14 protein-coding genes and 1 pseudogene are annotated in these 13,428 nt (G+C 70.8%); 3 read left to right on the top strand and 12 right to left on the bottom strand.

What is annotated here, in order from left to right:
• Positions 1-168 precede the first annotated feature (168 nt).
• Positions 169-1,083 carry a hypothetical protein gene (locus ACZ7L9_RS04530; RefSeq protein WP_471412414.1) on the top strand — a complete coding sequence of 305 codons (915 nt, stop codon included), beginning with the start codon at positions 169-171 and terminating at the stop codon, positions 1,081-1,083.
• Positions 1,084-1,176: 93 nt separating this feature from the next.
• On the opposite strand, the gene ACZ7L9_RS04525 is transcribed toward ACZ7L9_RS04530, so the two are convergent.
• The 3 genes and pseudogenes from ACZ7L9_RS04525 to ACZ7L9_RS04515 form a co-directional block, all read right to left on the bottom strand.
• On the bottom strand, positions 1,177-2,016 hold the full coding sequence (locus tag ACZ7L9_RS04525; protein WP_471412412.1) for an MOSC domain-containing protein: 840 nt from the start codon (positions 2,014-2,016) through the stop codon (positions 1,177-1,179).
• A pseudogene (locus ACZ7L9_RS04520) lies at positions 2,013-2,252 on the bottom strand (LbetaH domain-containing protein); the annotation flags it as partial. The pseudogene ACZ7L9_RS04520 and the gene ACZ7L9_RS04525, both read right to left, overlap by 4 nt.
• A 214-nt stretch (positions 2,253-2,466) precedes the next feature.
• Entirely contained in the window at positions 2,467-2,715 is a 249-nt protein-coding gene (locus ACZ7L9_RS04515) for a hypothetical protein (protein WP_471412411.1), read from the bottom strand.
• 302 nt (positions 2,716-3,017) lie between these two features.
• On the opposite strand from ACZ7L9_RS04515, the gene ACZ7L9_RS04510 reads away from it, so the two are divergent.
• Positions 3,018-3,890 (top strand): alpha/beta fold hydrolase, encoded by an 873-nt coding sequence (locus tag ACZ7L9_RS04510; RefSeq protein ID WP_471412409.1) that lies wholly within the window; start codon positions 3,018-3,020, stop codon positions 3,888-3,890.
• Positions 3,891-4,022: 132 nt separating this feature from the next.
• On the opposite strand, the gene ACZ7L9_RS04505 is transcribed toward ACZ7L9_RS04510, so the two are convergent.
• Both ACZ7L9_RS04505 and ACZ7L9_RS04500 read right to left on the bottom strand, forming a co-directional pair.
• Positions 4,023-4,664: a superoxide dismutase gene (locus ACZ7L9_RS04505; RefSeq protein ID WP_266419200.1), complete on the bottom strand. Its 642-nt coding sequence runs from the start codon at positions 4,662-4,664 to the stop codon at positions 4,023-4,025.
• A 331-nt stretch (positions 4,665-4,995) separates the two neighbouring features.
• Entirely contained in the window at positions 4,996-5,202 is a 207-nt protein-coding gene (locus tag ACZ7L9_RS04500; RefSeq protein WP_471412408.1) for a hypothetical protein, read from the bottom strand.
• 111 nt (positions 5,203-5,313) lie between these two features.
• Between ACZ7L9_RS04500 and ACZ7L9_RS04495 the strand changes: the two genes are divergently transcribed.
• Positions 5,314-6,012, top strand: coding sequence for an anti-sigma factor family protein (locus ACZ7L9_RS04495; RefSeq protein ID WP_471412406.1), 699 nt, complete (start codon positions 5,314-5,316; stop codon positions 6,010-6,012).
• Between the two features lie 55 nt (positions 6,013-6,067).
• On the opposite strand, the gene ACZ7L9_RS04490 is transcribed toward ACZ7L9_RS04495, so the two are convergent.
• Genes ACZ7L9_RS04490 through ACZ7L9_RS04460 form a run of 7 tightly spaced genes read right to left on the bottom strand, consistent with a single transcriptional unit; the run spans position 6,068 to position 13,425 of the window.
• Entirely contained in the window at positions 6,068-7,471 is a 1,404-nt protein-coding gene (locus tag ACZ7L9_RS04490) for an FGGY family carbohydrate kinase (protein ID WP_471412404.1), read from the bottom strand.
• A gap of 14 nt (positions 7,472-7,485) precedes the next feature.
• Positions 7,486-8,532, bottom strand: coding sequence for an NAD(P)-dependent oxidoreductase (locus ACZ7L9_RS04485; RefSeq protein WP_471412402.1), 1,047 nt, complete (start codon positions 8,530-8,532; stop codon positions 7,486-7,488).
• Positions 8,529-9,605, bottom strand: coding sequence for an ABC transporter ATP-binding protein (locus ACZ7L9_RS04480; protein ID WP_471412401.1), 1,077 nt, complete (start codon positions 9,603-9,605; stop codon positions 8,529-8,531). Before ACZ7L9_RS04480 ends, ACZ7L9_RS04485 begins: the two co-directional genes overlap by 4 nt.
• Before the next feature lie 19 nt (positions 9,606-9,624).
• Positions 9,625-10,443 carry a DeoR/GlpR family DNA-binding transcription regulator gene (locus ACZ7L9_RS04475; RefSeq protein WP_471412399.1) on the bottom strand — a complete coding sequence of 273 codons (819 nt, stop codon included), beginning with the start codon at positions 10,441-10,443 and terminating at the stop codon, positions 9,625-9,627.
• The gene (locus tag ACZ7L9_RS04470) at positions 10,440-11,615 is read right to left on the bottom strand and encodes an ABC transporter ATP-binding protein (protein ID WP_471412397.1); all 1,176 of its coding nucleotides are present in this window, start codon (positions 11,613-11,615) and stop codon (positions 10,440-10,442) included. Before ACZ7L9_RS04470 ends, ACZ7L9_RS04475 begins: the two co-directional genes overlap by 4 nt.
• Positions 11,612-12,457, bottom strand: a complete 846-nt coding sequence (locus ACZ7L9_RS04465) for a carbohydrate ABC transporter permease (RefSeq protein ID WP_471412396.1) — start codon at positions 12,455-12,457, stop codon at positions 11,612-11,614. The genes ACZ7L9_RS04470 and ACZ7L9_RS04465 overlap by 4 nt, the downstream gene beginning before the upstream one ends.
• Positions 12,454-13,425: a carbohydrate ABC transporter permease gene (locus ACZ7L9_RS04460; RefSeq protein ID WP_471412394.1), complete on the bottom strand. Its 972-nt coding sequence runs from the start codon at positions 13,423-13,425 to the stop codon at positions 12,454-12,456. Before ACZ7L9_RS04460 ends, ACZ7L9_RS04465 begins: the two co-directional genes overlap by 4 nt.
• Between the last annotated feature and the right edge of the window lie 3 nt (positions 13,426-13,428).

Below are 13,428 nucleotides of genomic sequence, written 5' to 3'. Positions count from 1 at the left end.
GGCGGAGCCGGCCGGGGGCCGGGACGGCTGAGGGGCGCGGGCGCTCCTTTTGTCGCAGGCCGGGCATAGGCTGCGGGCAGAGCATCGGAGTCATGCGGTGGCGAGCGCCGGTGAGCCTTCCAACTCCCGGCGAAACACATGTATATGACGGACCCTCGGGGAGGACTCATGGCGACGGGTCGGGGCAACGGGAGTGATGAACGGAGCCGGAAGGCCGATCCAGCCGAACTGGGCCCGGTCCTCGCCCGCTACCGGGAACGTCCGACGATGGGCAAGCTGGCCATGACCGTCGTTCCGGCGGCCGCGTTCTATCTGTTCCTGGACGAATCCCTCTCCACGCACGGCATCGGGCACCTCATATTCGACGCAGTCTGCCTTCTGCTGTCGGTCTGGGGGCTGTGCAGGCTGATCCGTTCCTTCGTCTCCTGGGTGGATCTGTACGAGGGCGGGATCGTCTACCGGGGCCGGCGCAAGGTGCGGTGGGCGCACGCGTGGGAGGAGTTCCACGACGTCACCCTGTCCCACGAGGTCACGTACGTCGGCGGGTCGTCACGACCGCTGTCGGACAAGATCGTCGCGCGCCTGTGGACGGCCAACGGGAAGGGGGCCCGCGAACTGTCCGGCAACTACTTCATCCCCGACCTCGGCGGCGTCTTCCTGCACACGTTCCTGCGGTCCCCGGGCAACCTGACGCCGATGTTCGGCGGGATCATCGACCGCGTCGTCGAGGCGCGTGTGCGGCACGACGTGCGCGAACTGGCCACCGAGGGCGGCGTGGTCCGGTACGGGGCCTTCGAGATCGGCGGCGTCTTCCTGTACGTCAAGGGCGCTGCGGACGAGATCCCGTGGGACGACGTCACCCGGGTGACCGTGGACGACCATCAGGTCGGCATCGCCGTTCCTCATCTGCGGCGCCGCATGGAAGGCATCAAACTCAAGGCGGACGGCCGCCGGGAGAACTACCGGGTCGGCGGGGACAACACCCTGTACCTGGAGGCCAAGGATCTGAGCCCCTGCCGGAAGGCGATCACCTGGGCCGTCATGTCCCACATCGCGGAGTCCCTCGACACGCGATCGCGGTGACCGTGCCCACGGGCAGGCCCGCACGGGGCGCGCGCACGTGGTCGAGCCGGGCGGTAGGTGCGCGCGCGGTCCAGCCGGTGAAGGCCGGGGCCTTCACGGGCTGAGCCACTCCGCGACCTCGACCACGTCCCCGACGCTCACCACGCCCTCGCAGACCACCGCGTTCTTCGCGCCGAAGCTCACCTTGTTCTTGTACTCCGGCTCGCGCCGGTACGTCGCGAGGGTCCGGACCGGTTCCGGGCCCGCGCGGCGGCCGGTGCGCTGGTCGACGAGCGGGACGTTGCACCGCATCGCCCTCACCGAATAGGCGAGTTCCACGGAACCGAGGAGCATCCGGCGGACCCGGTCCTCGAAGTGCGGTTCGTCGTTGCCGGTCAGGACGATGTTGGGGCGGAAGCGGTCCATCGGTACGGGTGCGGCGTCGCCCCGGGCGGTGATGCGGGCGTTGAGGTCGTCCAGGGAGGCCGTCGAGGCGACCAGCACCGCGTGTGCGTCGGCGAAGTTGACCTTGCCCGGCGTGTCGCCCCAGCCGTCCCGGTCGAAGCCGGGGGCCACCCGTACCAGGCGGGACTTCGCGCCGAGCGCGTCGGAGAACCATTCCGCGACCTCGTCCCCCTGGTCTGCGGCCGAGCCGAGCGGGCGGTCGAACATGCTGACCTCGCGGCGCGGGCCGTCCCGGTCGACCTTCAGGCGGAGCGGCTCGACGTCCTCGGCGGACAGGGCCAACGCCGCCCCGGAGTCAAGGACTTCGACCCTGATCGCGGCCATCGACGGGTGCGTGCGCTGGCTGCGGAAGGCGCCGTCGGCCGCGTCCACCACCATGAACGTCCGGTCGTGTTCGAGGCCGGTTCCCAGCACCTGTGCGGAATCGACCGTGGTGCCGGCGCAGCCCTTGACCGGGTAGTAGGTGAGTTCTCGAACGGTGATTGTCACGAAGTCTCCTCCGGGGCAGCCGCTTCGAGGTCGTCGACGCTGCCGGACATGATGGTGCGGATGTGTCGGGTGAGGTGGTCGACGGGCCAGTCCCACCAGGCGACGGCGAGGAGCCGGGCAATGGTCTTCTCGTCGTACCGGGTGCGGATCAGCTTGGCCGGATTGCCGCCGACGATGCCGTGGTCGGGTACGTCACCGGTGACGACCGCGCCGTCGCCGATGATCGCGCCGTGCCCATACGCCCGGCATCACCATGGAGGTCGGACTTCACCAGAGGCTTCAGCTGGACGACCCGGGGCCGGCCCGGCATCGGGTGCAGGACGGTGGGGTCGGCGGGGAGGGCACTCATGGCGCCCATCATTGCATTCGCCTCGCACCATGTAAGTTCCGTTTGGAGACTTACCGAGTCCCGCGGGCTCGGGCCGCGCAACGGGCGCCGAGCCTCGCGCCTCATTCTTCGGTGGTCTCCAGCGTGAGCTTCGTAACGGTGTGGTGCGGCCCGCTCGTGCCGCGGCCCGCCTCCGTGACCGAGATGCCCACCAGGCACGAGCCCTTACCGTGCTGAAACTGCCCGGTGACGCCGGCGAACGTGTTGTCACCGAGCGCTGTGGCGTCCGTTTCCGGCTTCAGGTAGTGGCCGCACCGCTTGTTCACACCCTTGGTCAGCTTGTTCACACCCTTGGTCAGCGCCTTGGCCACCGGGGAGCCGGACTGGCTCCCGCTGCCTCCCCCGCACCCGGCCACCAGCAGCAAGGCCACCACCGACCCGGCCCAAGCAGACTTGCCCCGAGGCATCTCCGCCCCCATCCACCCCCGGGCGTGCCACCGCCCCCGATTTTGGCGAGGCAAGACCTCAACAGCGCCGCCGGGGCCGTCGGCAGGCCTGCGGGTCGAGTGACGCGCCGCCAGGACCGGACAGCGCCACCTCCTGAAGCGGTCCGGTCCGGGCGTCGGCGGAAAATCCTTCGACTCGGGCAGCGGATCCGGTCATGATCAGACACATGACTTTGGATGTAATTGATCCGGTTCGTATCGGTACGGAACAGCTGCCGGGAGGGAGGCTGCTGGGCTGGGCCGAGTGGGGGCCGGTGGACGGGGTGCCGGTGCTGCTGTCGCCGGGGGCGGCCACCAGCAGGCATCTCGGGTTCAGCGGTGAGGTGGCGGACGGTCTCGGGGTGCGGCTGATCTCGCTCGACCGTCCGGGACTGGGCGCCTCCTCGCCCCTGCCCGGCCGCACCTTCGGGGACTTCGCCGACGACATCCGCGCGTTCGATGACCTGCGCGGCCTGGAGCGGCCCCTGATGGTCGGCAACTCGCAGGGGGCGCCCTTCGCCCTCGCGTGCGCGGCTGCCGGAGTGGTCGGCGGGCTCGCGGTGGTCTCCGGCGCGGACGAGATCGCCGCGCCGTGTTTCGCCGACGCGCTGCCGGGTGAACTGCGGCGCCTCGTCGATCTGGCGGTGTCCGACCCGGTCGCGGCCGAGAAGGTCTTCGCCGGGTTCACCCCGCAGGCGATGTGGGACATGGTCATGTCCGGGAGTCCGGAGTGCGACCTCGCCGTCTACCAGCAGCCCGCGTTCGCGGCCGCCTACCAGCGCGCGCTCGACGAAGCCTTCGCGCAGGGGCCCGGCGGCTATGCCCGGGACACCGTCCTGGCCATGGGCTGTTGGGGGATCGCACTGTCGGACATCGACGTACCGGTGGACCTCTGGTACGGGGAGAAGGACACCGGCCACTCGCCCGACCAGGGGGCCCAACTGGCCTCGCGCATCCCGGGCGCCGTCCGGCACTTGGTGCCGGACGCGGGCGGGGCGGTGCTCTGGACGCATTCCGAGCAGGTTCTGAGCACTCTGCTGAAGCATGCCCCCGTCTCCTGACCCCGTCCCCTGCCGCGCAACATGACCAGAAGGACCCCCACCTGTCACGTCCAGGCGGGGGTCCCCTTCTTCCGCCTGCCCGGTGAAGGTTGAGAAGACGATCACGAGGCAGGACGTTCATGCGCCTCCCGGTCAGGGGGCGAGCAGCAGCACGTCGGCGCGCTCCTTGGCGGCCGCGTAACGCTTCGCCACGTCCTGCCAGTTGACGACGGCCCACATCGCCTCGATGAAGTCGACCTTCTGGTTCTTGTACTGGAGGTAGAAGGCGTGCTCCCAGGCGTCGAAGACCAGGACCGGAACGGAGCCCTGGCCGACATTGCCCTGGTGGTCGTAGACCTGCTCGACGATCAGCTTGCCGCTGACCGGTTCGTACGCGAGGACGCCCCAGCCGGAGCCCTGCGTGGTGGCCGCGGCCTTCGTCAGCTGGGACTTGAAGCCGGCGAACGAGCCGAAGGACTCCGTGATCGCGTCCGCGAGGTCACCGACACCGTCCGCCGCGAGGGGCTCGCCGCCGCCGTCGCCGGTCATGTTGTGCCAGTAGATCGAGTGCAGGATGTGGCCGGACAAGTGGAACGCGAGGTTCTTCTGGAGCCCGTTGATCGCTCCCCAGGCCTCCTTGTCGCGCGCCTCCGCCAGCTGCTCCAGGGTGTCGTTCGCGCCCTTCACATAGGCGGCGTGGTGCTTGTCGTGGTGGAGCTCGATGATCTGCGGATTGATGACCGGTTCGAGCGCCGCGTAGTCGTACGGGAGTTCCGGGAGCGTGTACGTGGCCATGTGGTCGAACCCTCCAGCTGCTGTCCTGTTGTTATTGCAACCTATATGCAAGAGCAGGCTAACAGTAGGAAGGATCGAAAGTGATCAGCCCATCGCCCTAGTACTCCAGCCGGTCCAGGAGAGCCGCTGAGGCGGCCGTGCTGGAATGAGGACCGCTGACCAGGGCCCTCATTTCATGTGGCGTGCAACTCCAGTCAGGCGCCCTGCAGCAGCGTCGCGCCCGCCCGCATCGCGGCAAGCGGGGACGCGGCGCTGTCGATCACTTTGTCGATGCGCAAGGGTGCTCCAGGAGAAGGGTGGAGAAGCTGACGGCTGCCGGATGCGGCGTGCGTCAAGCGGTGGGGGCGCCCGCCGGGAACGCCTCGTCCGCGGGTGCGGCAGCCGCCCGTACGGCGGTACGGACGCGCTCGGCGTCGTCCACCTCGTGGGCGAGCAGCAGTGCGAGGCGCCCCAGGTAGAGCAGGGCTCCGTCCTCGCCGGCGGTGGTCGTGCGGTGGCAGATCTCGGAGTAGAGCTCGTCCAGCTCGTCGGCGTTCACTGTGCGTCCTTTCCGATGGCGTGTCCGGCGGCCATCGCTGCCACGTCGGCTCGGATCGAGCCGGGTCGCGGGTGCCGGCGGCGTGAGTAGAGGTGTCCGTCCGGGCGGACCATGACTGACAACAGCGGGTTCAGCTGTGAGCAGCTCCGGGAGATCGGCGCGGAGTTGGCGCTCGGCGTGCTGCCCGCCGAGGACCGGGCCGTGGCGATGGACCACCTGGAGCACTGCCCCGCCTGCCGCGAATACGTCGATGAGCTGGCGGCCACGTCGGACGCGCTGCTGGATCTCGTCCCGGGCAGCGAACCGCCGGTCGGCTTCGAGGACCGGGTGATCGACCGGCTCGGACTCTCGCCCGGGCGCCGGCCGCGCAGGCGCGAACTGCGGCGGCGGTTCGTCCTCGCCGCGGCGGCAGTGGCAGCGGGCCTGGCCCTCGGTGGAGGTGGCTGGGTGCTCGGCGCGTCCGCCGGCCGTCCGGTCCCGGTCGCGCCGATCGTCTCCCCCGTGCAACCGCGGCTGCTCACCGCCCAACTCACCCATGCGGGCCAGTCGTTCGGACAGGTCTACCTCTACACCGGGGCCTCGCCCTGGTTGTACATGTCGGTGGACGCCGAGGGGCACTCCGGCACCGTCCGCTGCCAGTTGCAGCGTGCCGACGGCTCCACCGTCAAGGTCGGCTCCTTCGCTCTCGGCGCCGAGGGCTATGGCTCCTGGGGTGCGCCCTACCGGGCCGGCAGCTCGCCGATCACCGGCCTGCGGCTGCTCAACCCGGACGGCTCCGTGCCCGCGAGTGCCGCCTTCAACCACGGCTAGGTCCTGCCATGTCGGCCTTCGTGGTCTCGGAACGTCTTCGTGGTCCCGGAACGCGTCACGCGCGAGCCCGCGCGCGGGCCTCGGCGAGCCGGGTCAGATGGTCGTCGTACGCCTTCGCGTAGAACTCCGAACGCGCCGGGTCCGGTTCGACGACCTCCGTCGGGGCCGTCCACGTGGCCGTGTCCAGCTCCGCGCCGAACCGCTGCGCCGCCGCGAGCACCGCGCCCCGCGCACCGACCTCGCCCTCCACGATCCGGACCGGGCGGCCCAGCACATCGGCGAACAGGCGCATCCAGGCGGGGGAGCGGGTGCCGCCGCCGCACAGGGCGAGGGTGCCGGTGAGGCCCGCGGCCGCCAGGCAGTGGCGGGCGGCGAAGCCGATGCCCTCGCAGACCGCGCGGATCAGATCCGCCGGGGTGGTCTCCAGGGACACACCGGTGAGTTCGGCGCGCAGCCGCGGCTCGACGAACGGGGCGCGTTCGCCGGACGGGGCGAAGTAGGGGAGTACGCGGACACCGTTCGCGCCGGGCGGGGTGGCGGCGAGGAGCGCGTCGACCTCCGTGTGGCGTACGCCGGTGGTGGTGAGGATCCAGTCGAGGGCGGCGGTGCCGACCATCGCGGGCATGGCGCGCAGCCAGTGGCCGGGGCGGTCGGTGGAGATGTGCAGACCCGCCGGTTCGCCGTTCAGGTCGAGCTGTTCCGTGGCCACCAGCGCGGCCAGGCAGGTGCCGACGATCAGCAGACCGTCACCGGGGCGCGTGACGCCCGCGCCGAGGGCGCAGGCCGGCAGGTCGTACGGTCCGTTGGAGATCCGTAACCCGGAGGGGAGTGTTGCGGTGGCGACCGGGTCGCTGACCGGGGCGAGGAGCGCGGCGCGGTGGCCGAGGCCGAGCGCGGCCAGGACATCGGAGGAGTACGTACGGGTCCTCGGGTCCAGGAACGGCATCGACGCGTCGGAGACGTCTGTGGCCCGGACCCCCGTCAGCCGCTGGAACACCATGTCCTTGCAGTACAGCGCGGTCGTCGCCGCGTCGAGCGAGGCCGGGTCGTGACGGTCGAGCCAGGCCAGAACCGGGCCCGGACAGCCCGGGAACATCGCGCTGCCGGTGCGTCGGTACACGGCTCCGAAGACGCCGGACTCCAGCCAGGCGTCGACCAGTTCGTGGGCCCGGCCGTCCATCCAGGAGATCGCCGTACGGACCGGGCGGCCCTCCGCGTCGACCAGCCAGACTCCGTCGCCCTGACCGGTGAGACCGGCGAACGCGACCCCGTCCGGGCCCAGCGCGGCCAGGACCTCGCGGACCGCCCCGTACACCTCGTCCATGTCCTGCTCCACGAATCCGCCGCGGAACGTGAGCTCCACCGGACGGGACTCGACGGCCAGGGCGCGGCCCCGCGGGTCGAAGGCCGCGGCCTTCACCATGGATGTGCCGACATCGATGCCGATGTATCGCGTCATGGCTCCGGCTCCCCTCACAGCGCGTGGGCGAGCGGTTCGTCCCGCACATAGCGCGCCACCTCGGCCGCCGCGATCCGGGCCGCCTTCCGCGCGACGGCCCGGCTGGCGCCCGCCACGTGCGGGGTCATCAGCAGCCGCGGGGTGCGGAAGAGGCGGGACGTGGGCGGGGGCGGTTCCTGCTCGTACGTGTCGAGCGCCGCGGCCCGCAACCGGCCCGAGTCCAGGGCGTCGCACAGCGCGTCGGTGTCCAGCAGCCCGCCCCGGGCCGCGTTCACCAGGACCGCGTCGCGCGGCAGCAGGGCCAGTTCGCGGGCGCCGATGAGATGCCGGGTCTCCGGGGTGAGCCTGGCGTGCAGGGTGAGGACGCGGGAGCGGCCCAGGAGCGCCTGCAGCGAGGCGGCGCGCATGCCGTGGACGTCGCCGCGCACATACGGGTCGTACACCTCGACCTCGGCGCCGAACGCGGCGAGCACCCGGGCCACCCGGCTGCCGACCGCCCCGTAACCGATCAGGCCGACGGAGGTGTCCTCCAGCTCCAGGCCGCAGTTCTCGTACGTGTAGTGGGATGCGTCCCAGCGGCCGTCCGCCGCGAGGGAGCGGTGGGCCTCGGGGATGCGGCGCAGCGCGGCGAGCATCAGCCCGACGGTGAACTCCGCGGTCGCCGCCGCGTTGCGTCCGGGCGCGAAGCACACCCGCACTCCCCGGGCCCGCGCCGCGGCCGCGTTCACATTGACGGGGCCGCCCCGGCAGACGACGACCAGCCGCAGATCGGGCGCGGCGGCCAGGACCCGCTCCGTGAACGGGCCCATCTGCGTCACGCACACCTCGACCCCGTCCAGGGCACGGATCAGCGCGTCCTCGGCGTCGCTGGCCTCGTCGACCTCGGCGACCTTGCCGAAGGGTTCCAGGGGCCAGGGGAGAGTGACTTCGGTGAGGTGGGGCTCCCTGCCGAGAGGGCCGAGGGCGTGGTGCAGGGCCTCGGCGATCAGGGAGTTGCGGACGAAGTGGTCACCGGCGACCAGAATCCTCGTCGCGGGGCGGACCGTCGCGGGGCGGGTCATCGCAGAGCGTCTCCTGTCTGGGCGTCGAAGACATGGATGTGCCGGGGATCGGCGGTGATGCGTACGGTGTCGTCCCGGTCGAGCCGTATCTCCGGACCGGTCACGACGACCAGCGGCTTCGCCACCCCGTCGAGCGAGAGCGTGGCGATGCCGGATTCCAGCAGGGGTTCATGGGCGGCGACCCGGGCCCGTACACCAGTGTCGTCCAGGCGCAGGTCCTCCGGGCGGATGCCGAGCACCACCGCGCGTCCCGCCGCCGGGCGGTGCGGTACGGGGAGGCGCACCGTGTCGGAGAGGCGCACGCCGCCCGCACTGTCCGCCGTTCCCGGCAGCAGATTGATCGCCGGTTCCCCGACGAAGTCGGCGACGAACAGGTTCACCGGGGCGTCGTAGATCTCCTCGGGGGTGCCCAGCTGCTGGATCTCGCCGTCCCGCATCACGGCGATCCGGTCGGCGAGCGACAACGCCTCCTCCTGGTCGTGCGTGACGAGGATCGTGGTGTGGCCGCTGTCCCGCTGGATCCGCTTCAACTCACGCCGGGTGGTGTCCCGTTGGGCGGCGTCCAGATGGGAGAGCGGCTCGTCGAGGAGCAGTACGTCGGGGGTGCGGATCAGGGCGCGGGCCAGGGCGACGCGCTGCTTCTGGCCGCTGGAGAGTCCGGCGGGGCGGGCGTCCAGGAGGTCCGCGATCCCGATGCGCCCGGCCATGTCGGCGACCCGGCGGCGGATCTCGGCCCGTCCGTACCGGCGCCGGGCGGCGAGTGGGAAGCCGAGGTTCTCCGCGACGGTCAGCGGCGGATACAGCGCGTAGTTCTCGAACGCCACGCCGATGTTGCGCCGCTGGGCCGGGAGCCCCACCACGGACGAGCCGCCGATCAGGATGTCGCCGCCGGTGACCGTCTCCAGTCCGGCGATCATCCGCAGGGTGGTGGACTTGCCGCAGCCGGACGGGCCGAGCAGCCCCAGCAGCTCGCCCGAGCGCAGCTCGATGTCGAGGGAGCGGACGGCTTCGACGGCGGTTCGGCCGCGTCCGGTGTAGGTCTTGCGCAGTGCGCGCAGGGCCAGTTCAGTCATCCGTCATCGCCGCCCCCGTTCATCCGTCGTCCCCGCTTCCCGTTTCCGCTTCCCGGCCGGTGCCGCAGACCTCGTAGGGCACCTTGTGCTCGTCGAGTTCGCGCAGTGCCCGTCTCGACGCCCCGTCGTCGACCAGCAGCAGATCGAAGCGGGAGAGCGGGGCGAGCCGGTGCAGGGCGACCCGGCCCAGCTTGGAGTGGTCGAGCAGCAGCACGTTGCGGCTCGCCGAATCGAGCATCGCCCGCTTCACGGAGACGATGTGCTGCTCCTGGTGGTAGGCGTAGCCGCCGGACACGGCCGAGGTGGAGGTGAAGCAGATGTCGACCTGGAGCGACTGCACCGCCTCCACGCACGAGACCCCGAGGAAGGAGGAGTGCAGCGGGTCGAAGTCGCCGCCGAGGCCCATCAGATGGATGCCGCGCTCCTGCGACAGCAGATTGATCGCCTCCAGGAAGTTGGTGACGACGGTCAGCGGGGTGATGGAGCGCAGTCTGCGCGCGATCTCCAGCGTGGACGTCGAATCGTCGAGCATCACCGCCATGCCCGGTTCTATGAGCTTCAGGGCCCGTTCCGCGACGGCGGCCTTCTCGGCGCGCATCGTCTTCAGCCGGTAGGAGACGTTCGACTCGAAGACGCCGGACGGCTGGGCGGTGACGCCGCCACGGAATTTGCGGACGATGCCCTGTCGTTCCAGCTCGTCCAGGTCACGGTGGATGGTCATCAGGCTGACGTCGAAGCGCTCCGCCAGCTCGGCGGCGCTCACCTCGCCCTGCGCGAGGACGTACTCGGCTATGGATGCCTGGCGGGGGGCGGGGCCCCGCTGCGGAACATTGCTCACGTGCTGATCCTTCGTCCTGGACGTGCCGGCCGGTCGGCCTCGAACAGCAGCAGACTCTCAGGCGGTACGGAGAGCCGCACCGGATGGTCGGGGCTCAGGCCCGCCGCGTCGGCGCGCGGGGCGACGAGGGAGAGCTGCTGCCCCCCGATCCGGACGGTGACTTCGGTGGTCCGGCCCAGCAGCTCGGTGACGTGGACGGTGCCGGTCAGCTCCAGGGCGGGGCGTCTGCTCGTGCCGGCCGGCTTCGAGCCGGTTCCGGTCGTGGTCGGCACCGGCGGATGCGAGGGGACGCTGCCCCGGAGTCCGATGTCCCTCGGCCGTACGCCCAGTTGGACCGTTGTCCCCGGCGGTGCGGGCACCGTCAGCGGCAGCTCGAACGCCCCGTCGGATGACCGGAAGCGGCCCTCGACCGTCACCGTTCCCGGCAGCAGATTGATCCGGGGTCTGCCGAAGGACCGGGCGACGAAGGTGTCGTACGGGCGGTGCCACAACTCCTCGCGGGTGCCCGTCTGCACCATGCGGCCGTCCCTGATCACCCCGATCCGGTCCCCGAGCGCCAACGCCTCCACCGAGTCGTGGGTGACGTACAGCGTGGTCGTACGCCGGACCGAGCCGATCGCCCGCAGCTCCGCGCGCATCGCCTGCCGCAGCTTCGCGTCCAGGTGCGAGAGCGGCTCGTCGAGCAGGAACGCGCGGGCCGGCCGCACCAGCACCCGGCCGAGCGCCACCCGCTGCCGCTGCCCGTTGGAGAGCCGGCCCACCGGGCGGTCCAACAGGGCCCCGATCCCGAGGAGTTCCGCGACCTCCCCGATCCGCTCGCGCGCCTCGTGCGCGGGGAGGCGGTGGCGCGGCGAGCGGAGCGGGGAAGCGAGATTGTCGTACGCGGTGCGGTGCGGATAGAGGGCGTACGACTCGAAGCACATGGCCACGCCCCGGTCGTACGGCTCCACGCCCGCCATGTCCGCCCCGCCCAGCTCGACCGCCCCGGCGTTCGGCGCCTCCAGGCCCGCGACGGTCTTGAGCGTGGTCGTCTTCCCGGCGCCGGACGGGCCGAGCAGGCAGAAGAACTCGCCCTCGGCCACCTCCAGGTCCAGGCCGTCGAGCGCGGTGTTCTTCCCGTACCGCTTGTGCACGCCGCGCAGCGCGATGGCCGCCGGGCCCGTCGCGGTCACGACTTCACCGCCCCGAACGACAGTCCGCGCACCAGATACCGCTGGATGGTGAGCGCCAGCAGCAGCGGCGGGATCACCGAGACGAGGGCGGCGGCGGCCGTCAGGTTGTACTTGGGCCGGTCACCGCCGAGGAAGGACAACGCGCCGACCGTCACCGTCTGCGCGTTCGACGAGGTCAGGATCAGCGGGAAGACGAAGTTGTTCCACGCGAAGATGAACGCCAGCAGCGATACGGCCGCGATCCCCGGCTTCACCAGCGGCAGCGCAACCCTGAAGAACGCCTGCTTGCGGGTGTAGCCGTCCAGCAGCGCCGCCTGCTCCAGCTCGGGAGAGAGGTCGGAGAAGTACGACCGCATGATCCAGACGATCAGCGGGAGGGTCACCAGTTGCAGCACCCACACCATGCCGACATACGTATCGAAGAGCCCCAGCTTCTGATAGAGCACGAACAGCGGGATGATGACGGTGAGTTCGGGCGCGAAGCGGAACGAGAGCAGGGTGAACATCAGATTCTCCGAGCCGCGGAACCGCCACCGCGCGGCGGCGTACGCCGCGGGCAGCCCGATCACCAGCGACAGCGCGACCGCGCCCAGCGACACGACCAGGCTGTTCACGAAGAACCGCACGAACGGCACGCCCTGGTCGTCCCCGGCGCCGAGGACCGTGCGGTAGGAGTCGAAGGTCGGGGTGAACGAGAAGTACGTACTGAACAGCTCGTTCGTGGGCTTCAGCGACAGGATCACCATCCAGGCGACCGGGAACAGCGCGAAGAGGAAGTAGACGATCAGCGCCAGATCGGCGGCGACGGCGAGCACCCTGCGCTTCATCCCGGCGAGCTTCATCCCGGCACCTCCGCAGCCCGGTTCTGGATCCGGCCCAGATAGCGCACCAGCACCATCGTGACCAGATACACCACGGCCCACAGCACCACCATGTAGCTGATCCCGAACGAGTAGCGCTGGAAGCGGATCGCCTCCAGATAGGCCCGGATCTGGAGCACCATCGTCGAGTCGCCGGGGCCGCCCTCGGTCAGCGCGTAGATGATGTCGAAGACCTTCAGCGAGTCCATGAACCGGAAGATCACGGCGACCAGGACGTACGGCCACAGCATCGGCAGCGTGAGGCGCCGGAAGGTGAACCACCAGCCCGCCCCGTCGACCGCCGCCGCCTCGAACGGCGAGGCGGGCAGCGAGCGCAGACCGGCCAGCGCGAGGATCGCGACGAACGGGGTGTAGACCCACACGTCCACCGCGATCGACGACAGCAGGGCGCCCGTCGGCGTGTCCGTCCACTGCACACCGCCGAGACCGAACGGTTTCAGGAGGTGGTTGACGACGCCGACCGACGGCTGGAGCATCAGCTTCCACATGATCGCGGCGATCACCGGCGCGATCATCAGCGGCAGGATCAGGATCTTCTCCAGCATCCGCCCGACGAAGCTCGCCCGGTGCAGCAGCAGCGCCACGGCCACCCCGAGCACCGTCTCGACGGCCGCGGCGCCGACCGCGTACGCCACCGTCACCCGCGCCGAGTCCCAGAACGCGGGCTGGGTGAAGATCCGCCGGTAGTTCTCGATGCCGACCATGTCCGGCCGCGGTCTGCTCGCCGCGAAGTCGAACAGCGTGTAGTAGAGGCCGAGTCCGAACGGGTAGAGGATGCCGCCGGTCAGCAGCAGCGCGGGCACGATCAGCAGGTACGGCCGCAGCGAGCGGCGCCACGCGGGCACCGGCCGTGCCATCCGCTTCCCGGCCCCCGTGCCGGAGGCCGCCCCGTGGCCGGTCTCCGGCACGGGCGCCACGCGTGCGGACATCGG

Source organism: Streptomyces sp. NPDC111516, assembly GCF_055635345.1.
Note: the sequence above shows the minus strand (reverse complement) of the source record. Positions and strands in the feature narration are given on the sequence as shown.